The sequence below is a fragment of the Mesorhizobium sp. WSM4307 genome (assembly GCF_007003945.1).
Classification (GTDB): domain Bacteria; phylum Pseudomonadota; class Alphaproteobacteria; order Rhizobiales; family Rhizobiaceae; genus Mesorhizobium.
Map to the genome: position 1 here is coordinate 62,784 of NZ_VFTB01000002.1, position 19,481 is coordinate 82,264.

Annotated in this window: 20 protein-coding genes, 1 tRNA gene and 1 pseudogene; 6 read left to right on the plus strand and 16 right to left on the minus strand. The window is 62.8% G+C overall.

The genetic code is table 11. From position 1 onward, the window contains the following. Positions 1 to 8 precede the first annotated feature (8 nt). The 5 genes from FJV83_RS03810 to FJV83_RS03825 form a co-directional block, all read right to left on the minus strand. On the minus strand, positions 9 to 1,085 hold the full coding sequence (locus tag FJV83_RS03810) for an endonuclease/exonuclease/phosphatase family protein (protein WP_245318006.1): 1,077 nt from the start codon (positions 1,083 to 1,085) through the stop codon (positions 9 to 11). 66 nt (positions 1,086 to 1,151) lie between these two features. Beyond that, complete coding sequence (locus FJV83_RS03815) at positions 1,152 to 2,615, minus strand: AMP nucleosidase (RefSeq protein WP_245318004.1); 1,464 nt, start codon at positions 2,613 to 2,615, stop codon at positions 1,152 to 1,154. Positions 2,616 to 2,731: 116 nt separating this feature from the next. Then, on the minus strand, positions 2,732 to 2,926 hold the full coding sequence (locus FJV83_RS03820; protein WP_095770747.1) for a hypothetical protein: 195 nt from the start codon (positions 2,924 to 2,926) through the stop codon (positions 2,732 to 2,734). Between the two features lie 35 nt (positions 2,927 to 2,961). Then, positions 2,962 to 3,117, minus strand: coding sequence for a hypothetical protein (locus FJV83_RS36310; protein WP_179300980.1), 156 nt, complete (start codon positions 3,115 to 3,117; stop codon positions 2,962 to 2,964). A gap of 221 nt (positions 3,118 to 3,338) precedes the next feature. Beyond that, on the minus strand, positions 3,339 to 3,680 hold the full coding sequence (locus FJV83_RS03825) for a DUF2147 domain-containing protein (protein WP_095770746.1): 342 nt from the start codon (positions 3,678 to 3,680) through the stop codon (positions 3,339 to 3,341). Positions 3,681 to 4,118: 438 nt separating this feature from the next. Between FJV83_RS03825 and FJV83_RS03830 the strand changes: the two genes are divergently transcribed. The 3 genes from FJV83_RS03830 (at position 4,119) to FJV83_RS03840 (ending at position 5,934) form a co-directional block, all read left to right on the plus strand. Continuing rightward, positions 4,119 to 4,385, plus strand: a complete 267-nt coding sequence (locus tag FJV83_RS03830) for a sel1 repeat family protein (RefSeq protein WP_010915070.1) — start codon at positions 4,119 to 4,121, stop codon at positions 4,383 to 4,385. Between the two features lie 94 nt (positions 4,386 to 4,479). Further along, entirely contained in the window at positions 4,480 to 4,737 is a 258-nt protein-coding gene (locus FJV83_RS03835) for a hypothetical protein (RefSeq protein WP_142886349.1), read from the plus strand. 75 nt (positions 4,738 to 4,812) lie between these two features. Then, positions 4,813 to 5,934 carry a branched-chain amino acid ABC transporter substrate-binding protein gene (locus FJV83_RS03840; protein WP_027046653.1) on the plus strand — a complete coding sequence of 374 codons (1,122 nt, stop codon included), beginning with the start codon at positions 4,813 to 4,815 and terminating at the stop codon, positions 5,932 to 5,934. Between the two features lie 80 nt (positions 5,935 to 6,014). Here FJV83_RS03840 and FJV83_RS03845 read toward each other — a convergent pair whose 3' ends face one another. The 7 genes from FJV83_RS03845 to FJV83_RS03875 form a co-directional block, all read right to left on the minus strand. Then, on the minus strand, positions 6,015 to 8,000 hold the full coding sequence (locus FJV83_RS03845; protein ID WP_142886350.1) for an acetyl/propionyl/methylcrotonyl-CoA carboxylase subunit alpha: 1,986 nt from the start codon (positions 7,998 to 8,000) through the stop codon (positions 6,015 to 6,017). A gap of 175 nt (positions 8,001 to 8,175) precedes the next feature. Beyond that, positions 8,176 to 8,544, minus strand: coding sequence for a hypothetical protein (locus FJV83_RS03850; RefSeq protein ID WP_142886351.1), 369 nt, complete (start codon positions 8,542 to 8,544; stop codon positions 8,176 to 8,178). Positions 8,545 to 8,664: 120 nt separating this feature from the next. After that, complete coding sequence (locus FJV83_RS03855) at positions 8,665 to 9,195, minus strand: O-acetyl-ADP-ribose deacetylase (RefSeq protein WP_142886352.1); 531 nt, start codon at positions 9,193 to 9,195, stop codon at positions 8,665 to 8,667. A gap of 1 nt (position 9,196) precedes the next feature. After that, positions 9,197 to 10,804 carry a carboxyl transferase domain-containing protein gene (locus FJV83_RS03860; RefSeq protein WP_095786501.1) on the minus strand — a complete coding sequence of 536 codons (1,608 nt, stop codon included), beginning with the start codon at positions 10,802 to 10,804 and terminating at the stop codon, positions 9,197 to 9,199. Between the two features lie 2 nt (positions 10,805 to 10,806). Beyond that, positions 10,807 to 11,970 carry an isovaleryl-CoA dehydrogenase gene (locus tag FJV83_RS03865; RefSeq protein ID WP_142886353.1) on the minus strand — a complete coding sequence of 388 codons (1,164 nt, stop codon included), beginning with the start codon at positions 11,968 to 11,970 and terminating at the stop codon, positions 10,807 to 10,809. A gap of 73 nt (positions 11,971 to 12,043) precedes the next feature. Further along, positions 12,044 to 12,685 carry a TetR/AcrR family transcriptional regulator gene (locus FJV83_RS03870; RefSeq protein WP_095791401.1) on the minus strand — a complete coding sequence of 214 codons (642 nt, stop codon included), beginning with the start codon at positions 12,683 to 12,685 and terminating at the stop codon, positions 12,044 to 12,046. Positions 12,686 to 12,768: 83 nt separating this feature from the next. Continuing rightward, positions 12,769 to 13,053, minus strand: coding sequence for an acylphosphatase (locus tag FJV83_RS03875; protein ID WP_142875474.1), 285 nt, complete (start codon positions 13,051 to 13,053; stop codon positions 12,769 to 12,771). A 181-nt stretch (positions 13,054 to 13,234) separates the two neighbouring features. Here FJV83_RS03875 and FJV83_RS03880 point away from each other — a divergent pair, with 181 nt between their 5' ends. Then, entirely contained in the window at positions 13,235 to 13,756 is a 522-nt protein-coding gene (locus FJV83_RS03880) for a MarR family winged helix-turn-helix transcriptional regulator (protein ID WP_142875475.1), read from the plus strand. A gap of 5 nt (positions 13,757 to 13,761) precedes the next feature. On the opposite strand, the gene FJV83_RS03885 is transcribed toward FJV83_RS03880, so the two are convergent. Further along, the gene (locus tag FJV83_RS03885; protein ID WP_142886354.1) at positions 13,762 to 14,874 is read right to left on the minus strand and encodes a pyridoxal phosphate-dependent aminotransferase; all 1,113 of its coding nucleotides are present in this window, start codon (positions 14,872 to 14,874) and stop codon (positions 13,762 to 13,764) included. A 505-nt stretch (positions 14,875 to 15,379) separates the two neighbouring features. On the opposite strand from FJV83_RS03885, the gene FJV83_RS36845 reads away from it, so the two are divergent. Continuing rightward, a complete protein-coding gene (locus FJV83_RS36845; protein WP_245318002.1) occupies positions 15,380 to 15,544 on the plus strand; it encodes a hypothetical protein in 165 nt (54 codons plus the stop codon). 28 nt (positions 15,545 to 15,572) lie between these two features. On the opposite strand, the gene FJV83_RS03895 is transcribed toward FJV83_RS36845, so the two are convergent. Next, positions 15,573 to 15,663: transfer RNA gene (locus tag FJV83_RS03895), tRNA-Ser, on the minus strand. Between the two features lie 315 nt (positions 15,664 to 15,978). On the opposite strand from FJV83_RS03895, the pseudogene FJV83_RS03900 reads away from it, so the two are divergent. Then, positions 15,979 to 16,214, plus strand: a pseudogene (locus FJV83_RS03900) (site-specific integrase); the annotation flags it as partial. A 65-nt stretch (positions 16,215 to 16,279) separates the two neighbouring features. Here FJV83_RS03900 and FJV83_RS03905 read toward each other — a convergent pair. Together FJV83_RS03905 and FJV83_RS03910 are read right to left on the minus strand one after the other, a co-directional pair. Next, complete coding sequence (locus FJV83_RS03905; protein ID WP_142886355.1) at positions 16,280 to 17,179, minus strand: alpha/beta hydrolase; 900 nt, start codon at positions 17,177 to 17,179, stop codon at positions 16,280 to 16,282. 105 nt (positions 17,180 to 17,284) lie between these two features. Continuing rightward, a complete protein-coding gene (locus tag FJV83_RS03910; RefSeq protein WP_142886356.1) occupies positions 17,285 to 19,315 on the minus strand; it encodes a lytic transglycosylase domain-containing protein in 2,031 nt (676 codons plus the stop codon). Positions 19,316 to 19,481 lie beyond the last annotated feature (166 nt).

Sequence of the window (19,481 nt, forward strand, 5' to 3'; positions counted from 1 at the left end):
TTGGCGTGTCAGCTTTGCGGCTTCACCGACAAGTCGCTCGCCGCGAGCGCGGTGGCGTGGTCATTCTCAGGCTGCTTGTCGTCTGGCCTTAGCGTGAACTCGACAAGCACCGGCAGATGATCGGAGCCGGTGTCCTCCAGCCGCTTCGAAGACAGGATCGTCAAGCCGCCCTTGCTGAACACCTGGTCGATCGGCAGGCCCGCATAGCGGCGCAGGACGTCGGGCAGTGTCCGGTGGATCCAGGTCGGCCCGGCCGAAGGCATAAGAGTCAGCCCGCCGAAAGCCGCGACCCGCCGCACCGCCGCACTCCACGGCACGGCGTTGCAATCGCCGGCCATGATCGCGGTCTCGCCCAACCCGGCCAATGTCTGCGCCAGTTCGCCGATCTGCCAGTATTGCTCCTTCGGCCACGGCCAGCTCAAATGGATCGCGGCGACATCGACGTCGATCCCGCCGAAGTCGATGGTGGCGGTTGCCATCGCGCCGCGCGGCTCGCAGCGCGGTGTGGTGCCGGCCACGAACGGCCGGCGCGACAGCAACGCCACCCCGAACATGCCGTTCGGGTAGGGGCACAGGATACGGTAGGGATAGGCGCTGGCGATGTAGCCAAGCTCGGTCGTCCACATCTGCGACACCTCATCGAGGGTGATCACGTCCGGGTTGGCGCGGCCGATCAGGGAGAGCACTTTCTTCGGCGTCGGGTTGTTGAAGCGCAAATTCATCTGCAGCAGGCTGTAGACAGCCTGATCGGCGGGCTTGGCAACCGCCGGCTGCGGCCAGAGCCTCGGCAGGGCGCTTGCCGTCGTGGCCAGGCAGGCGATGGCAAACAGCAGCCCCGCTGCCGCTTGCAGCCGAAACGAGCTGGCAAGCAGCGGCAGTGCCAGAAGCGCCATGAGCACGCTGAAGTGAATGCGGAAATGCGAGAAGGAATCGAAGGCCGGATGCAGCGTGCCGAAGAATCCGGCCAACAGCGCGGCCGATAGCGCGGTCATCGCCAGGAATGCCAACCCAGCCATCATTTTCAAGCGCGCGCCTGTCATCATCGAGGTCGTGTCTGCCGAATGCCGCCTGACGATCCGTTCCATCTGCTTATCGGCCCAATTGTCGCCCGGGCAAGACGACGAAATGCATCGCCCAGGCGCTGCGGCGGCCTATTGGAACGCTGTCTCCGAAAAGCTCCGGAGCTTGCGCGAATGCAGCCGCTCCATCGGCATCTCGGCCAGCTTCTCCATCGCCCTGATGCCGATGGTAAGGTGCTGCGCCACCTGGCGCTTGTAGAACTCGGTCGCCATGCCAGGCAGCTTCAACTCGCCATGCAGCGGTTTGTCGGAAACGCACAGCAGCGTGCCATAGGGGACGCGGAAGCGGAAGCCATTGGCGGCGATCGTCGCCGATTCCATGTCGAGCGCGATGGCGCGCGACTGCGACAGGCGCTGCACCGGTCCACGCTGGTCACGCAGTTCCCAGTTGCGGTTGTCGATGGTGGCGACCGTGCCGGTGCGCATGATGCGCTTCAGATCGTAGCCGGACAGGCCGGTGACTTCGGCGACCGCTTCCTGCAGGGCAACCTGGATTTCCGCCAACGGCGGAATCGGCACCCAGACCGGAAGGTCGTCGTCCAGCACGTGATCTTCGCGCACATAGGCATGCGCCAGCACATAGTCGCCGAGCGCCTGGGTGTTGCGCAGCCCGGCGCAATGGCCAAGCATCACCCAGGCATGCGGCCGCAGCACGGCGATATGGTCGGTGATCGTCTTGGCATTGGAAGGGCCGACGCCGATGTTGACCATTGTGATGCCGCCATGGTTCGGCTTTTTCAGGTGATAGGCCGGCATTTGCGGCAGGCGCTGCGGCCCAACGCCTTCGCTGGGCGCGTTCTGCCCGGCTTTGGTCACGACATTGCCCGGCTCGACGAATTCCGCGTAACCGCCGCCGCCCTTCTCCATCAGGTCGCGGGCGCGGGCGACGAACTCGTCGATGTAGAACTGGTAGTTGGTGAACAGCACGAAGTTCTGGAAATGCTGCGGGCTGGTGGCCGTATAGTGGGTCATGCGGTGCAGCGAATAGTCGATGCGCTGCGCCGTGAACGGCGCCAGCGGCCTTGGTTCGCCGAAGGCCACTTCGAACGTGCCGTTGGCGATCTGGTCGTCGGTGCCGTCGAGATCCGGCACGTCGAACAGGTCGCGGATCGGCCGCTCGATGCGCTCCGCGGCGGCTCCGTCGACGTAAGTTCCCTCCAGGAAGGCGAAATGCAGCGGAATGGGCGTGGTCGATTCCGAGACCGTGACCGAGACACCGTGGTTGCGCATGATCAGGCGCAGCTGTTCGACCAGATAGCTCTCGAACAGGTGCGGCTGCGTGATCGTGGTGGCGAAATGGCCGGGTGTCGGCATATGGCCGTAGGCTTGGCGCGAGTCGACCTGGGTAAAGGAACTCGTGGTGACGCCGATCTCGGGATAGAAGGCGCGGTAGCGCTTGCTGCTGTCGCCGCCGGCGGCCGCCAGGGCCGCGAAGGCGTCGCGCAGGAACTTGGTGTTGCGGTCGTAAAGCAGCTGCAGTGCGGCAACTGCTTTTTCGGCGCTGTCGAAGCTTTGCCGGCCAAAAGGCTCCGGCATGACGACAGATTCGATGGCTTGGGGGTAGATTCGCTTTTCCATGGCTCAATATAGAGACTTGGACGAGCGGTTGGGAGGGGTGTCGCTGCCGAAGGCGCTCAAAGCGGAATTTTTCTTTATCCCCGCTGCAGGCTGACCAGCAGAACGAAACCCACGCCGGACTTCCTCAGGGCCGGCGCCTCGATCGTCGAGCCGGTGCCGCTACGCATCATCGGCACCGCCAGGACCGGCGCGGCCAGGAGCACCAGGATAAGCGCCGCCCGCGGCAGGAGCCGAAGGGTCTTGAGAGTGTTGGCGGCGATGCGGGTCATGATGTCTGAGCTTTCGAGGTCCGGGTTTCTTTGTTTCAGTGGCGAAGGTTGGTCGGGCAGGCGAGGCGGCATAGTCTGGTGGCTTCATCCCAGGAGCGGGGCGAACGGCCCGCTTCGGCGACGAGGATGGCGAAGAACATTCCAAACAGGCTCATCAGCAGGCAGACGATGGCGAAGCGGCGAGCAAGCATTGGGTCGTGTCTCCTTCAACGCGCTGGAGAATGCCCCAATGCCTCTGAACCGGCTCTGATGCCGGTGTTCATCTGCGGTTCAAATTGATTGACGGGATCTGGGCGGGTCGCCGGCGTGCGCGGCTACCGGCAGCGGGGGGCAAGAGCCCAGGGCTTGACGTGCCGGTGAAACGAAAACGGGGCCCGTCGGGCCCCGTCAGGATGTCACAAGGATAGGCTGATCAGAGCCTGTGCCAGGTCTGGCTCTTGCAGATCAGTCCGCCAAGCACGCAGCCGCTCATCTTGAGCGCGGTGCCCGACAATGTCGCCTTGCCCGAATAGGTCTTGTCGTTTGCAGGATCGGTGATGCTGCCGGCATATTTGTTGTCGCCCGCCGCCTTGAGCGAGCCGATCGTCTTGCCGGCATATTTGCCCGATTTGAGCGTGATGGAAAACGAGTCGCTGCCTGAAATGGCAGCGGTATCCCCGGCTTGCGTTTTCCAATTGCCCTCGATCGGATCGGCCGACGCCGCACCCGCCATGATCAATGTGGCTGCAAGAGCCAGGCTCACTTTTCGAAACATATCTTGCTCCCTTTGGATAGCCGGCCGAATTCTCCGCCTCGCCGGTCTGCCGCTTACGCAAACGTAAGCTAATCCAGCTCCTGGCAAAACAAAAGCGGTGCCGCTGCGGAAGATCTTGGCATTTCAAAGCCCCCTGAATTGACGCCGTCGGCGAGGAAATGAAAACGACCGGCGCGTCCTGTTTGTTTCCCGTGGTTAGCGGAGTGTTGATCGAGGCTCGGAAAATTTTCGTCGAATTTGACGAAAATCGGCTGAATTGCTGGCTTCGTATCCTTAACGAATTTCCACGTTTACCTATTGTTTTAGCTTTGTTTTCCTCAAATTAAGCACGCCATTTAACGGCGGATTCAAGCCTGATCGGCATTCTCGAAAGCATCGAAAGAGCGGCCCGGACAAGACGAACGGAGGCAGCTCTCGGGAGCCAGACAGGGGACTAAAATGGCACGTTTTGAAATGCTTGAAGCAGGTTTCGGCGCCATGGGAGCAACTGCCCAGGCCGACATTCTTTTCGAACTGGGCATGATGTATGCGACCGGTCGCGATTGCGAAACCGACGTCGTTGCCGCCCACAAATGGTTCAACATCGCCGCCATCAAGGGCTCGGCCCGTGCCGCGGAACTGCGCTCGGAACTGTCGGCCGCCATGTCGAAGGTCGAGATCGCCAAGGCGCTGCGCGAAGCCCGCGAATGGATGACCATGCACTAGATTTCCGGCAGGCGGGGACGCTCCGGCCAAGACCGCTCCAAGACGGTCGGGCCAAAACAGGGACAAGGCTGCGCAGACAGCCAGGCCACAGGCCATGAACGACAAGAATGCGGCAGCCGGACAGGCCCAAGCCGTGCGACGGACCATGATCCCGAAAAGAATCCAGCTTTCGGATCATGGCGGGGACGACAGGGAAGGCCACGTTGGGGTTCGCGGCGCGGGGGCGCTGGGGAAACAGCCCGATAGGCAAAAAGCCACGACCAGCCGGAACAAGGCTGGCGTGGCTTTTTGCGTCGATGAGGGTCCGCAGGCCCAATCGAGTGGCGCCAATGCGCCTAGACAGGCCCAATGAAGGATGAAATTGTCCCGCCTCTCTGGAAGAAGCGCGGCCGGGGCGGCCGCGCGTGAGTGGAGGAGTTCTATTGCCATGAAAAAAATGAGTATTTTGAGCGCGGCCATTTTCGGCCTGATGATGAGTGCGCCAGTGGCATTCGCCGACGACATCACCGTTTCGGTGGTCGGCCCGATGACCGGACAGCTCGCCACCATCGGCGACCAGTTCAAGCAGGGCGCACAGGCCGCCGCCGACGCCATCAACGCCGCCGGCGGCGTCAACGGCTCGATGATCAAGCTCGACATCGAGGACGACCAGTGCGATCCCAAGCAGGCCGTGTCGGTCGCCAACCGCATCGTCGCCAACGGCGTCAAGTTCATCGACGGCCATGCCTGCTCGGGCTCAAGCATTCCCGCTTCGGCCGTCTATGCCGAGGCCGGTGCGCTGATGATGAGCCCGGCTTCCTCGAACCCGGTGCTGACCGACGCGGCGGCCAAGGCCGGCTGGCCGACCATCATGCGCCTCTATACGCGTGACGATGCACAGGGCGCCTTCATCGGCCCGTGGATCGCCAAGAAATATGCCGGCAAGAATGTCGTCATCCTGCACGACAAGAGCGCTTACGGTCAGGGCGTGGCCGATGCCGTCAGGGCGACCATGAACACTGGCGGCCTCAAGGAAGTCTATTATGACGCCATCAATCCCGGCGAGAAGGACTATTCGGCGCTCGTCACCAAGCTGAAGGATCTCAAGGCCGACGTCGTCTATTTCGGCGGCTACCATCCGGAAGCCGGCCTGATCCTGCGTCAGTCGGCCGAACAAAACCTGAAGTTCCAGCTGATCATGCCGGACTCCATCGCCTCGCCGGAATTCTGGCAGGTTGCCGGCCCGGCTGGGGAAGGCACCATGTTCGTCTTCCCGTCGGACCCGCAGGCAAAGCCGGAAGCCAAGGCCGCTGTAGAAAAGATCAAGGCCGGCGGCTTCGTGCCGGAAGGCTTCACGCTGTTCTCCTACGCCGTGGTCCAGGCTTTCGCCGAAGGCATCAAGCGCGCCGGCAGCGACGATCCGGCCAAGGTTGCCGAAGCGTTGAAGAACGGCACGCCGATCAGCACCGTTGTCGGCGACGTCACCTTCGACGAGAAGGGCGACCTCAAGAACGCCAGCTACGACATCAACCAGTGGCATGACGGCAAGTACGCGCCGATCGCGCAGTAATCTCGGGTAGTGATGTAATTCAAGGAAATGGCCGGGATTTCACCCCGGCCATTTTGTTTGCCGTTCGCGAAGCGTTCCGCTCATCGGCCCGCGGCAGCGGTCTGGGCGCTCTGTTCCTCTACGAACCGCACCAGCACAGTCCCGTCGGTGACCTGCGCCCCTTCCGCGGCGATCTCGGCAACCACCGCGTCATGCGGGGCGGCAATGGTGTGCTCCATCTTCATCGCCTCGAGGATCAGCAACGGTTGCCCCTTGATCACCGCGTCGCCCTTAGCCACGCGCACCAGCTTGACCAGACCCGGCATCGGCGCGCGCAGGCTGCCGGAAGCGGCAGCCGCGTCATCGCTCCGTGCCAACGGGTCCGGCACCGCGAATGTGTAGCCCACGGCGCCTTCGAACACCGTGATGTGGCTAGGCCAGCGGGTAAGGCGCGGAGCGGCGCGAAAATCATGCGAATTGGTGCTGTCATAGGGCGCATCGAGCGCCACCTGGAAGCGCCCGTCAGGCCGCACTGAAACCTTTGCCAGTATATCGGCCTCGCCGAACTTCAGCCGCGTGCGCCGCGCCACGCCGTGGAAATGCGCGTAGCCGGAAAGCGACGACCATGGGTCGTTCGATGGCGGCAAGGCTGCTGCGCCGGAGGCGGCAAGGGCTGCTGCCGAGACGATTTCGCCGGTCGGCGGCGCGACGCCGGTCAGTGCCGCCTGATGTCTGCCGATCAGGCCGGTGTCGACGTCACCAGCACAAAAGTCGGGATCGGCGGCAAGGGCGGCAAGGAAGCCGGTGTTGACGGTGGAACCGGCGATTTCGGTCCGCGACAGCGCCGCGCCGAGCGCTTCCAACGCTGCTTGCCTGTCCTTTGCATGAACCACCAGCTTGGCGATCATCGGATCGTAATAGGGGGAGATGGCATCGCCGGCCCGCACGCCGGTTTCGACGCGCATCGTGGCGCCCTCGCAGGCCGCCTCAGGGAACTTCAGATGATGCAGCGTGCCCGTTGCGGGCAGGAACCCCTTTGCCGCATCCTCGGCATAGATGCGCGCCTCCAGGGCATGGCCGGTCAGCGCGATCTCGCTCTGCGTCTTCGGCAACTTTTCGCCGCTGGCAACCCGCAGCTGCCACTCGACCAGATCGGTGCCGGTGACCATTTCGGTGACGGGGTGCTCGACCTGCAGGCGGGTGTTCATCTCCATGAACCAGAAGCGGTCGGGCTTGAGGCCTTGCGAGGCATCGACGATGAACTCGATGGTGCCGGCGCCTGAGTAGCCGATCGCCTTGGCGGCCTTCACGGCGGCTTCCGTCATCGCCTTGCGCAGCGCCGGCGTCATGCCGGGGGCAGGGGCTTCCTCGATCACCTTCTGGTGGCGGCGCTGCGCCGAGCAGTCGCGTTCGTAGAGATGCACCGCGTTGCCGAAATTGTCGCCGAACACCTGCACTTCTATGTGCCGTGGCTTGTCGACATATTTTTCGACAAGCACGCGGTCGTCGCCGAAAGCAGCCTTTGCCTCGCGCCGGGCGCTGGACAGCGCCTCGGAGAAATCATCGGGATGTTCGACGCGCCGCATGCCCTTGCCGCCGCCGCCGGCGCGCGCCTTGATCAGCACGGGATAGCCGATCTCGCGTGCCTTGGAGGCGAGCAGCACGATCTCCTGCGCTTCGCCATGATAGCCTGGAACGACGGGAACGCCGGCTTTCTCCATCAGCCGCTTGGCGGCGTCCTTCAGCCCCATGGCGCGGATCGAGGCCGCCGATGGGCCGATGAAGGTGAGCCCCGCCGCCACCACCTGGTCGACGAAATCAGGATTTTCCGACAGGAAGCCGTAACCGGGATGGATGGCTTGCGTCCCCGTCGAAAGCGCCGCCGCGACAATCCGGTCCCCCCGCAAGTAACTCTCACCGACCGGCGAGGGGCCGATGTGAACGGCCTCGTCGGCCATCTCGACATGCAGGGATTTCGCGTCGGCGTCAGAATAGACGGCGACGGTGTGCACGCCCATCTTGCGGGCCGTGCGGATGACACGGCAGGCGATCTCGCCCCGATTGGCGATCAGGATCTTGCTGAACATGGAGCCTCCGTAGCCATGCCTTGCTGAAAGCAACGCAGGCGTTCCTTCGCGCCCCCTCTGGGTCGCAAACCTATATGGATAGGCTTTCCGTTTGCCGGATGCTGCCTTGCAGTTCGGCACTTGATATAGAGCGCCCCCTTACCAAGGGAGCGCTCTACGAGCGAAGCGCATGTGCCTATTTCGATGCCGAGATCGCGCAGCCGCCACTTGCGGTCTTTAGCTTCCAACGCGTCAATCCAGCCTGGCAGTTGCGCAGCGCCATCTCCTCCGCGGCCTTCTGGGAAGGTGCGTTGAGCTTCGTCCCGCAGATGATGTAGAGGTCGACGACTCGCGAATAAAAGGTCGTGGCGTAGGCCGAATGACCGCTCGCCGCAACGTAGCCCTTGTAGGCAACGTTGCATTCGCCCGAGCCCACGGTCGGCGGAAAACGCACGTCTCCCTTGCTTCCTGCGAGTGATCCGGCCTGGCCGGCGCCAGCTGTGGTGAATATTAGTATGAATGCAAGTATCGAAGCGGCCATCCCCCGGCAATATTTCAGTTCCATTCCCACCATGTCCCCATTGCATTGCACGGGACAAGCAGTAGCGAATATTTTGTCTCGACGCCAGTTCGCCAGCGGAGATTCGACGCTGCCTATGCTGATGAATCGATTGGTCCATACAGTTCAACCCTTCCGGAGCGCAGCAACGGTTCGCCGGTATAGTTCCGCCGTATGCTCGTCGAAGCAGCAGAAGATGACGGTTTCGGGCATGGGTTTCTCTTCGATGATCATGCTGACAGTGCCGACGGCGATTTCGGTCGCCTCAGCCCTGGGGTAGCGGTAAACACCGGTCGAGATCGCGGGAAACGCCACCGAACGGCAATCATTGGCGGTCGCGAGTTCCAGCGACCTGCGATAGCAAGAGGCCAGCAGTTCGGCTTCGCCCTTGCCGCCGCCCTGCCAGATCGGCCCGACCGTGTGGATGATATGTCGAGCCGGCAGCTTGTAACCCTTGGTGATCTTGGCGTCGCCGACCCTGCATCCGTTCAGCATCCGGCATTCGACCTCGAGCTCACGACCCGCCGCGCGGTGGATGGCGCCATCGACTCCACCGTCGCCGAGAAGCGAGGTGTTGGCGGCATTGACGATCGCGTCGACATCCAGCTTCGTGATGTCCCCGGTGTGAATGCGGATCCTATCCAACGCCTTGCTCATCTCACATCCTGAACACGCCGAAGCGCGTGTCCTCGATCTCGGCGTTGAGCGACGCGGAAAGGCTGAGCGCCAGCACGTCGCGCGTCTTCGCCGGATCGATGATGCCGTCGTCCCAGAGGCGGGCCGACGAGTAGAGCGGATGGCCCTCATGCTCGTATTTCATCAGGATCGGCTTCTTGAATTTCGCTTCCTCCTCGGCGCTCCACTCGCCGCCCTTGCGCTCGATGCCTTCGCGCTTGACCATGGCGAGCACGGTTGCCGCCTGTTCGCCGCCCATCACCGAGATTCGGGCATTCGGCCACATCCACAGGAAGCGCGGCGAGTAAGCGCGGCCGCACATGCCGTAATTGCCGGCGCCGAACGAGCCGCCGATGATCACGGTCACCTTCGGCACCCTGGCGGTGGCAACCGCCATCACCAGCTTGGCGCCATCCTTGGCAATGCCGCCGGCCTCGTATTTCCGGCCGACCATGAAGCCGGTGATGTTCTGCAGAAAGACCAGCGGGATCCCGCGCTGGCAGCACAGCTCGATGAAATGCGCGCCCTTCAGCGCGCTTTCGGAAAACAGCACGCCATTGTTGGCGATGATGCCGACCGGCATGCCGTGGAGATGGGCAAAACCGGTGATCAGCGTCGTGCCGTAATTCTGCTTGAACTCGTCGAACTCGGAACCGTCGACGAGGCGCGCGATCACCTCGCGCACGTCATAGGGCTGGCGCAAATCGGTCGGCACGACGCCGTAGAGTTCATCCGCCGGATGAAGCGGCGGAATCGATCTCTGTAAGTTTAGGCTTACGGTCTTGTTCCGATTCAGGTTTTTGACTATGCGCCGGCAGATGGCGAGCGCATGTTCGTCGTCCATCGCATAGTGGTCGGCAACGCCAGAGAGCCGCGTATGCACATCCGCGCCCCCCAGATCCTCGGCGCTGACGTCCTCGCCGGTGGCCGCCTTCACCAGCGGTGGGCCGCCGAGAAAAATGGTTGCCTGGTTGCGCACCATGATCGTCTCGTCCGACATCGCCGGCACATAGGCGCCTCCGGCCGTGCAGGACCCCATGACACAGGCGATCTGCGGGATGCCGGCAGCGGACATGTTGGCCTGGTTGTAGAAGATGCGGCCGAAATGCTCGCGGTCGGGAAACACCTCGTCCTGGTTGGGCAGATTGGCGCCGCCGCTGTCGACCAGATAGATGCAGGGCAGATTGTTCTGCAGCGCGATTTCCTGCGCGCGCAGATGCTTTTTCACCGTCAATGGATAGTAGGTGCCGCCCTTCACCGTGGCATCGTTGACGACGACCATCACCTCGGTGCCCTCGACCCGGCCGACGCCGGCGATCATGCCGGCCGAGGAAATCTCCTCGCCATACATCGACCACGCCGCGAACTGGCCGATCTCGAGGAAGGGCGAACCAGTGTCGAGCAATTGTGCCAGGCGTTCGCGCGGCAGCAGCTTGCCACGCGAAATATGGCGCTCGCGCGCCTCCTCCGAGCCGCCGCGCTCGACGGTCGCGGCCTTTTCGGCGATGTCGGCGACCAGCGCGCGCATGCGATCGGCATTGGCGCGGAAGATGTCGGAGGAGGGGGAGATCTGAGTCTGCAGGACGGCCATGCTCACACCCCCTCCGCCATGATCTCGCGGCCGATGAGCCAGCGCCGGATTTCGCTGGTGCCGGCGCCGATCTCGTAAAGCTTGGCGTCGCGCAGCAGCCGGCCGGTCGGATAATCGTTGATGTAGCCGTTGCCGCCCAGCAGCTGGATGGCGTCCAACGCCATCTGCGTCGCCTTTTCGGCGGCGAACAAAACACAGCCGGCGGCGTCCTTGCGGGTGGTCTGGCCGCGGTCGCAGGCGGCCGCGACGGCGTAGACGTAGGCGCGCGCGGCGTTCATCACCGTGTACATGTCGGCAAGCTTGCCTTGCACCAGTTGAAACTCGCCGATCGGCTGGCCGAACTGCTTACGTTCGTGCACATAGGGAATCACCACGTCGAGGCAGGCTGCCATCAGGCCGATCGGGCCGCCGGCGAGCACCGTGCGCTCATAGTCTAGGCCCGACATCAGCACCTCGACGCCGCGTCCTTCCTCATGCAGCAAATTGTCGAACGGCACCTCGACATTTTCAAACACCAGTTCGCCGGTGCTGGAACCGCGCATGCCGAGCTTGTCGAGTTTCTGCGCCACGGAAAACCCTGCAAAAGCCTTTTCGACGATGAAGGCGGTGATGCCGCGCGATTTCCGCTCCGGATCGGTCTTGGCATAGACAACCAGCGTATCCGCGTCCGGGCCGTTGGTGATCCACATCTTGGTGCCGTTGAGCACATAGCGGTCATTGCGCTTTTCGGCGCGCAGCTTGAGCGAGACGACGTCCGAGCCGGCGCCGGATTCAGACATCGCCAGCGCGCCGACACGCTCGCCGGAACACAGCGGCGGCAGGAACTTTTCCTTCTGCGCCGGCGTCGCCCAGCGGTTGATCTGGTTGACGCAGAGGTTGGAGTGGGCGCCGTAGGAAAGACCGACCGAAGCCGACGCGCGGGAGATTTCCTCCACCGCAATCACATGGGCGAGATAACCCATGCCGCTGCCGCCGAAATCGGGATCGGCGGTGATGCCGAGCAGGCCGAGTTCGCCGAGCTCGCGCCACAGATGCGCCGGAAATTCGTTCTGGCGGTCGATATCGCCGGCGATCGGGGCGATCCTGTCCTGGGCGAAGCGCCGCACCATATCGCGCAGCGCCTCGATGTCCTCGTCATGCCCGAAGCTGAGCGTGTTGGTGTACATGGCGTTCCTCCCGCCGCATGACCTCGAAAATCGACTTCGATTTTCGGAAAGGATCATGCGCAAAATTCAAGTGCTACAACGTCCTTTGCACGTCCGAGGGACGTGCGGCGCTGTCGGTATCCATCCTCGCGCCAACCAGGCGCATTGTCATTGAAAGATATGTCGCCGTCACTTCAGTGACCGACAGCCGCTCGCCCGGGCGAAACCAGACGATGACGCCGGTCATCATCTGGATCAGCGCCATGGCCGTCAGACCGGTGTCCTCGATGCTGAAGTCGCCGGCCTCGGCGCCTTCGCGCAGGATGCTGCGCAGTTCCTTTTCGTAGGCTGTGCGCATGCGCAGGATCTGTGTCAGCCTGTCGGGCGACAGGCTGCGCAGTTCCATGTTCGACACATGCGTGGCATGCCGGCGCTCGATGTGGAAAGCGATGTGGTTGCGCACATAGGCCGCAAGCTGCTCCGCCGGATCTGCATCGGTTGGCCTCGCGTGTTCCCAGGCCTGGCGAAGCCCCTCCATGTGCTCGCGCATCAGCGTGAACAGCAGGTCTTCCTTGGTCGGGAAATAGCGGTAGAGCGCGGCCGCCTGCACGCCGACCTCGGCCGCCAGCCGCCGCATCGACATCGCCTCGTAGCCATGGCGTGCGATCAGGTTGACCGCCGCTTCGCGGACTGCCGCCTCGGTTCGCTCGCCGTCGGATCCCGTGGTGCGCGCCATGATCGCCTCATCAAGCTGGCAATAATAAAACGAACGTTCAATTAATTCAAGAGTGTCGGACTAGTCAAGTAATGCGCATGCGCCTATGCGACGATTTTGAAATCTCCAGGCGCGGTCCAGGTCTCGATCTCCTCGACATCGACCCGCGAGACTGAAGCGCCCGCCGGGCCCTGCCAAAGCCGTTCGATCATGGACGAAACCGCCGTTTCGGCGCCAGCGAGCCATGCCGTTACCGTGCCGTCTCTTTCGTTGCGCACCCAGCCCACTAGCCCAAGCCCTGCCGCTTCGCCTCTCGCCCAGATCCTGTAGCCGACGCCTTGCACCCTGCCGTGTACGCGGGCCTGCACGGCCCTTTTCCGATCGTTCATCGTGCGCTCCCTTGCATAGAGTCTGGCGCAGGATCGAGCGAAGGCAACTGGCTTGAGGGGGACTATCGAACAGAAGCCGAGGCTTGCTCGTAAGATGGATGACTTGATCCAATAAAAAGTTGACTTGATCAACTTTTACGCAATGATCCACCGATGTGGAATCTCAGGGAAGGCGCATGACATGCCAGCCGATCGGAGTGCCTTGGTCCGCGATCTCAGATGCTTCAACCGGTTCTATACCGGCCTGGTCGGACTGCTCGACGAAACCTTGACGCACAGCGCCTTTACGCTGACCGAGGCGCGGGTGCTGTTCGAACTGGGCCGTCGACCTGGCCGTATTGCTGCCGCCCCTGGCGGCACGGCAGGCTTTCTGGCACGGGCGTTTCAAACCGATTTCGGGCCAGCAGCGTCCGGCATTGCCAGGGAACTCCAACTGGATCCGGCCTATGTCACGAGAATCCTTAGAAAACTCTTTGCCGCGGGCTTGACCGAAATGCGCACCGTCCCTGGGGCTCTGCGCGGTCGCGTCCTCTCGCTCACCGTTCGCGGCCAGGCCGCGCTTGCCACACTCCAGGCAGCCGCGGATCGCGATCTCACCCGCCTGACCGTGGACCTGGGCGACGAGGAAGCGGCCGAGTTGTCGGATATATTGGCACGCGTCAGGCACCTGCTAAGCGCAGCGCCAGCATCCGAACGCAGCTGAATTGCCTAGTTCCCCCGCGCCGCCGCCAGCGCGCCCGGCAATTCCTCGGCAAAGATATCCAGTTCGTGGTCGAGGCCGACGCTGACGCGAATGCAGCGGTCGAGTCCTGGCGCCATCGGCTTGCGGATGAACACATCACGTGACAGCAGACCTTGCAGCACTTTCAGCGCGAAGGGGCCGTCATGGCCGCAGTCGATGGTGACGAAATTGGTCGCCGAGGCCAGCGGCTTCAACCCGTTCTGCTCGGCGATATCAGCGATGCGCCGGCGCCCGGCAGCCACCCGCGCCACCACCGTCTCGAGATAGGGCTGGTCGGCGAGTGCCTCGACGCCGGCGATCTGCGCCATGCGGCTGACGCCGTAATGGTTGCGGATCTTCTCGAAGTCGCGGATCACCTGCGCCTCCGCAATCGCATAGCCGCAGCGTATCCCGGCAAGCCCATAAGCCTTTGAAAAGGTTCGCATGCGGATGACATTTGGTCGCGAGATGTCGATCGGCGGCAGGGCCGAGGCCGGCCCCAATTCGCCATAGGCCTCGTCGAGCACCAGCATGGTGGTCTCAGGCAATGCCTCGATGAAGCGGATCACCTCGTCCGCTTCCCACCAACTGCCCATCGGATTGTCCGGGTTGGACAGATAGACCAGCGGGGCCTTCTCCTTGACGGCCGCCTTAAGCAAACCATCCAGGCTTTCGCGGTCGTTCTCGTAACGGACTGTCACCAGCCGCCCGCCGACGCCGGCAATATGGAAGTTGAAGGTTGGATAAGCGCCGAGCGAGGTGACCACGGCATCGCCAGCCGCCACATACATGCGCGCCACCAGGCTGAGCAGCCCGTCGATGCCTTCGCCGACAACGACGTTCTCGATCGCCACGTCAAGATGCGCGGCAGCCGCGACCTTCAGCTCGTAATTGTCGGGATCGCAATACATCCACTGGTCGCGCGCCACGCGCTCCATGCGGGCGATGACCCGTGGCGATGGGCCAAAACTGCTCTCATTGGCGCCGATGCGGGCACGAAAAGCCCGCCCGCGTTCACGCTCCTGCGCTTCCGGGCCGACAAAAGGCACGGTCGAGGGAAGTGCTGCGATAAGCGGCGAAAGGGCAGGGCGCAGACGCATGGGGGAAGCTCGCTTGGAAAGGGCCTCCTTGCTAGCGTGACCAGCCTGGCCGTGCAAGCACCCTGCGATCTGCAGCCGTAACGCCGGATTCCGTCGCCTCTTTTTGCTAGCGAAGGACCACGAACAATCGTCTGCCGCCCGCCTGGTCGAAGCATCAGAAAATTTCGTCCGGACCGAAATCACCCATCCGAAAGCAAGCCCACTATCCCGTGCACAGGCTGATGATGCATTGCTCAGGCAGGCTGTCGAATTGCATCGGGCAAATCGGTTGCTGGATGCGGAGGCACTTTGTCAGCGCGTATTGGCTCATAAACTGGACATCCTTTGCGCTCGGCCTAGACCAGATGGCCATTCGGTTTGTTGAGCGAGTGGTAAAAGAGGTCCCTCAAAATCTGCACTACCATTTGACACTGGGTGAGACCTATTTGAAGGTCTGCGAGCATGTGCATGCGATGAGGCATTTTGAACGTGCTTGCGAGCTGAATGCCGACTGGGTTGAGGCGCTTTGCGCGCTGGTCGCGCCTACGCCGAATTCGGCAAGGCCGACATCGTGGCGCCGCCTTATGAGAAAGCGCTCAAGATCGACGGCGGCCGTCCCGCTATCCGGATGGGGCTGGCCAATGCGCTTGTGAGTCTCGGCCGGATGGTTGAGGCGACATGGCCTGATTGATGTGATTCGAAGTCTGCAGGGCATAGGGTGGCGGAGAGGATGGGATTCGAACCCACGAGAAGCTTTTGACCTCTACTCCCTTAGCAGGGGAGCGCCTTCGACCACTCGGCCACCTCTCCGTTGCGCCGCTGGATAAAGAAAAGCGCCGGCACAATCAACAAGCCCCGGCCATTATCTCTGAAAAAGAAGTCATTCTGTCGAAAAATAATCGCATGCCGCGCCGTGGCTTTCCCAGCGGCGGCGGTTCTGCGGCGAATCCCTGGCACGTGATTCGTCGCCTCGCCTTGATTCCGTCAGCCGGTTGCCGGATGTGCCCGTGAATATGGGGGTTAGGGCGGCCCTGTTAACGAGTGCTTTCTGAGTTGGGCCAAATCGCGTCATTTGTGCAACAACGCTGGGGGATAGCAGCCGAACAGCCCTTTCGTCCGTAGGCCAGGCTGTTCGCCGCCATCAGGAGCCGCAGCGAGGATGCCTACAGGCTTGCAGTCTTCCTGGTCGACAGCGGCTGCCGTCTCGGCGGGGCGCTCGGACTGATCTTGAACGACATCCAGGAACATCGCGTTTCCTTCTGGATCACCAAATCCGGCCTCAGCCGCGCCATTCCGATGACCGAACGGGGTCAGGCGGGCGCGGCGAAGCCAGCGAAAGCGTCAGGGAAAAGCTCAAAGGCAAAATAGTTCCAAAGGCCTATATATACTGTCATGGTGACCTCAGGGCCAGATCTGGTCTTAGGGTTTACTTTGTTTGGTGTCTGCGCTCAGCCCGATCAAGGAAGGTCGCTATATCGCCGGGCAAGCTGCCAGTTTCGAGGAAAGGGGCGTGGCCCTGGCCCTCGACCGCGATCGCTTCGATCATCGGATGGCGCTGGCGCATCTGCTCCAGAGTTTCAGGCGACAACAGCCTGGAATTGGCGCCACGGATAGCGAGCAGGGGAATGGCTGCCAACGCCTCGAACTGCGGCCACAGCGCCGGCAATGGCTGTGACAGGTCAAGATTGGCGACCATATCGACCAGTTTCGGATCAAAATCCGGCAACAGCCCTTGATCCGTCTCACGGTAGAGCGCTCCCACCATCCGCGTCCAGTCGGCGTCGGTGAGCTTGGAAAAATCCTTGCCGTGAACGCTGCGCTGGGCATCCATCGCCTCGGTGAAGGTTTTCGGCTTCGACGTGCGTTCGAGATAGGACTGGATGTGGGCGAGGCCGGCCGGCTCGATCACCGGCCCAATGTCGTTGAGCACAATGGCTTTCAGCACGGCCGGCCGCAGCGCGCCAAGCACATGGATGATCAGCCCGCCGCGTGAGGTGCCGATGAAAGCGGCCTCCTCGATACCGAGTGCTGCCAGCCCGGCAAGGATGTCGCTGGCCTCGACGCCGACATTGTAGTGGCTGACATCGGGATCGTAGGCTGACTGTCCGCGTCCGCGATAGTCGAAGGCAACCACTTGGCGCGGTACCGGCGATCGCGTCGAAAGATAAAGTGCCAGCTCATGAAAATCCCGCGCGTTGCGGGTCAGGCCGGGCAGGCAGATGACCGGCCAATGTCCGGGCTTCGCTTCGCCATAGAGGCGGGCATGAAGTCTCAGCCCGTCTGGCGCTACGTAGAAGAAGTCGGGAAAACCTCCGGTGCTCGACATCTGAAAGGACTCCCTGTCTGGATCGTCTGCGACTGCTACAGACGAGGGCAGGGATGGTCAAATAGAAGGAGCGACGCTCGGTCGCCTCTCAAGCCGTCAGCGTCCTCAGTTGCGCCCGTTCACGAGGTCGCCGACAATGTCGTATTTGCCGGAAATACGCATCTTGTAGACCTCGTAATTCTCCATCACGCGCTGCACGTAACTTCTTGTTTCCGTGTAGGGAATCCGCTCGATCCAGTCCACCACCGCATCGATGTCCTTGCCGCGCGGGTCGCCGTATTTCGCCACCCACTGGCTGGCCCGGTTGGGGCCGGCATTGTAGCCGGCGAAGGTCAGCACGTAGGAGCCGTTGAAGCGATCGAGCTGCTCGCCGAGGAAGGCCGAGCCGAGTGTGGCGTTGTAGCCGGCGTCGGTGGTCAGCCGTGCCTGCGAAAACTGCAACCCGGCCTTCTTCGCCAGTTGCTTGGCGGTTCCCGGCATCAGCTGCAGCAGCCCGCGCGCGCCGGCGCTGGATACGGCACCGATGTTGAATTCGCTCTCCTGGCGGGCAATCGCATAGGCCAGCGCCTTGCCCGAGCCGGAAATATTGGCCGAATCAGGAATGACGCCGAGCGGATGCGACAGCGCGCCGACATCGATGCTGCGCGCGCCGGCGATCTTGCCGACCTTCAGCGCCATGAAATGGTTGCCCTGTTTCTCGGCAAGGACAGCAAGCAGCGCCAGTTCGCCCGGGCTGGTCAACTGGCCGGCAAGGTCGCGATAGAGCGTTTCGGCATAGCGATCATAGCCTGCCTCCTGCAGCCGCTTGATCGCGCTGACCGCCTCGCGGCCGGCAAAATTCTGCCGGTCGGCGGCACTGGGCGTGGGATAGACGATGTTGAGCGCCTGCCGGCCGACACGTTCGGCGGCAAGCTGCCCGTAAAAGGTCGTGCCATAATTGGCGGCGCGCCCAAAATAGTCCTTGGCGTTGCCGGGGCCGCCGACTTCCGCGGCACGGCCGAGCCAGTAATAGGCGCGCGACAGGGTCATCGGGCCTTGGGCAAGGTCGGCGATGCGCGAAAAATGCGTCGCGGCAAGCTTGGGGTCGTTGAGGCCACGCAGCGCATACCAGCCGGCATGGAACTCCGCCTCGGCCGCATTGGCTGCGCTTTCGGCGGCATGCGTGGCGACAATCGTGTACGCCGTCTTCATGTCGCCTTGGTCGACTAGTTCGCGCGACAGCACCCGGCGCTCAACCCACCAGGCGTCCGGGTCGACCAGAGCCTCGCGGTCCGTCGGCGCCTTCATCACCACGGCGGCGGCGCCGGCAAAATCCTCCTGCTTGCGCAGATATTCGGCCTGCGCGAAGAAATAGCCGGCAGAACGCTGGGATGCCGGGACGGCCTTCAGCAGCTTCAACGCATTCTTGTCGCCTCTGTCGGCCGCGGCCCAGGCCTCGGCAAACTGCTGGGCGCCGGCAAGACCGGCAATGCGCAGCGCGGAATTCACCCGGTCGGCATAAAACATACGGTCCATGCGAAAACGGAGGTCGGCGGCAGGGATAAGACCGCCGAATTCCTTGATCAGCGACGTCTCGTCCTTGGCTTCCAGGACCGTGGTGCGCCAAAACGGCGACAGCACCGAGCGTGCCGCCTTGACGTTGCCCGCCGCCACATAGGCGCGGGCGAGAACCATGACGCCTTCGAATGTCTGCGGCTGGCTGCCATCGAACGCCGCAATGACGATGTCGGTAGCGGGGTTTTCTCGATAGAGCGCCCGCTCGCTGTTCTTGCGCAAGGCAACGGTGCCCGGCCAGTTGGGCAGCATCTTCGCGGCGGCGGCGATGTCGCCGCTCGGAACCTTGTCGCCGCCGTAAAGTGCGATCGCCCAGGCCAGTATGTGCTGGTCGAGCGATTGAGCGGGAAGCGCATCGCGCACACCACGAGCGCCGGGAATATCACCGGCCGCCAGCGCGTCCAGCCCGCTCTTCAGCAGCAAGACGCTGGGCGAGGGGCCCTGCTGCGCGCTGTCCTGCGGGCTCGGCATCGGGATCGCCGCGGTGGCCCGCGCATCCACGCTGCCGCTGATCGCCACACCGGGCATCAGCGCGGCGATGGCGCCAAGCAGCGCGAAGAGGTGAGGCCGACGGGTCGGCATGGTCTCGTGTCTTCCTTGGTTCAGCATTCTACCAGCAGGCTAAGATACCTCGAAGCCTAGACTTAGGTCGTGAAGGGCTCGTAAACAAAGAGTTATCAAGGCTGTTCGAATTGCGCTTGCTGGCACCATGGCAATGCTTGCCGCGCAACCATGTCGAGACTATGGT

Excerpts from the sequence above, each read along its gene's own strand:
- FJV83_RS03810 (WP_245318006.1), bottom strand. The coding sequence starts at position 1,085 with ATGGAACGGATCGTCAGGCGGCATTCGGCAGACACGACCTCGATGATG.
- FJV83_RS03815 (WP_245318004.1), bottom strand. The coding sequence starts at position 2,615 with ATGCCGGAGCCTTTTGGCCGGCAAAGCTTCGACAGCGCCGAAAAAGCA.
- FJV83_RS03820 (WP_095770747.1), bottom strand. The coding sequence starts at position 2,926 with ATGACCCGCATCGCCGCCAACACTCTCAAGACCCTTCGGCTCCTGCCG.
- FJV83_RS36310 (WP_179300980.1), bottom strand. The coding sequence starts at position 3,117 with ATGCTTGCTCGCCGCTTCGCCATCGTCTGCCTGCTGATGAGCCTGTTT.
- FJV83_RS03825 (WP_095770746.1), bottom strand. The coding sequence starts at position 3,680 with ATGTTTCGAAAAGTGAGCCTGGCTCTTGCAGCCACATTGATCATGGCG.
- FJV83_RS03830 (WP_010915070.1), top strand. The coding sequence starts at position 4,119 with ATGGCACGTTTTGAAATGCTTGAAGCAGGTTTCGGCGCCATGGGAGCA.
- FJV83_RS03835 (WP_142886349.1), top strand. The coding sequence starts at position 4,480 with ATGAACGACAAGAATGCGGCAGCCGGACAGGCCCAAGCCGTGCGACGG.
- FJV83_RS03840 (WP_027046653.1), top strand. The coding sequence starts at position 4,813 with ATGAAAAAAATGAGTATTTTGAGCGCGGCCATTTTCGGCCTGATGATG.
- FJV83_RS03845 (WP_142886350.1), bottom strand. The coding sequence starts at position 8,000 with ATGTTCAGCAAGATCCTGATCGCCAATCGGGGCGAGATCGCCTGCCGT.
- FJV83_RS03850 (WP_142886351.1), bottom strand. The coding sequence starts at position 8,544 with ATGGAACTGAAATATTGCCGGGGGATGGCCGCTTCGATACTTGCATTC.
- FJV83_RS03855 (WP_142886352.1), bottom strand. The coding sequence starts at position 9,195 with ATGAGCAAGGCGTTGGATAGGATCCGCATTCACACCGGGGACATCACG.
- FJV83_RS03860 (WP_095786501.1), bottom strand. The coding sequence starts at position 10,804 with ATGGCCGTCCTGCAGACTCAGATCTCCCCCTCCTCCGACATCTTCCGC.
- FJV83_RS03865 (WP_142886353.1), bottom strand. The coding sequence starts at position 11,970 with ATGTACACCAACACGCTCAGCTTCGGGCATGACGAGGACATCGAGGCG.
- FJV83_RS03870 (WP_095791401.1), bottom strand. The coding sequence starts at position 12,685 with ATGGCGCGCACCACGGGATCCGACGGCGAGCGAACCGAGGCGGCAGTC.
- FJV83_RS03875 (WP_142875474.1), bottom strand. The coding sequence starts at position 13,053 with ATGAACGATCGGAAAAGGGCCGTGCAGGCCCGCGTACACGGCAGGGTG.
- FJV83_RS03880 (WP_142875475.1), top strand. The coding sequence starts at position 13,235 with ATGCCAGCCGATCGGAGTGCCTTGGTCCGCGATCTCAGATGCTTCAAC.
- FJV83_RS03885 (WP_142886354.1), bottom strand. The coding sequence starts at position 14,874 with ATGCGTCTGCGCCCTGCCCTTTCGCCGCTTATCGCAGCACTTCCCTCG.
- FJV83_RS03905 (WP_142886355.1), bottom strand. The coding sequence starts at position 17,179 with ATGTCGAGCACCGGAGGTTTTCCCGACTTCTTCTACGTAGCGCCAGAC.
- FJV83_RS03910 (WP_142886356.1), bottom strand. The coding sequence starts at position 19,315 with ATGCCGACCCGTCGGCCTCACCTCTTCGCGCTGCTTGGCGCCATCGCC.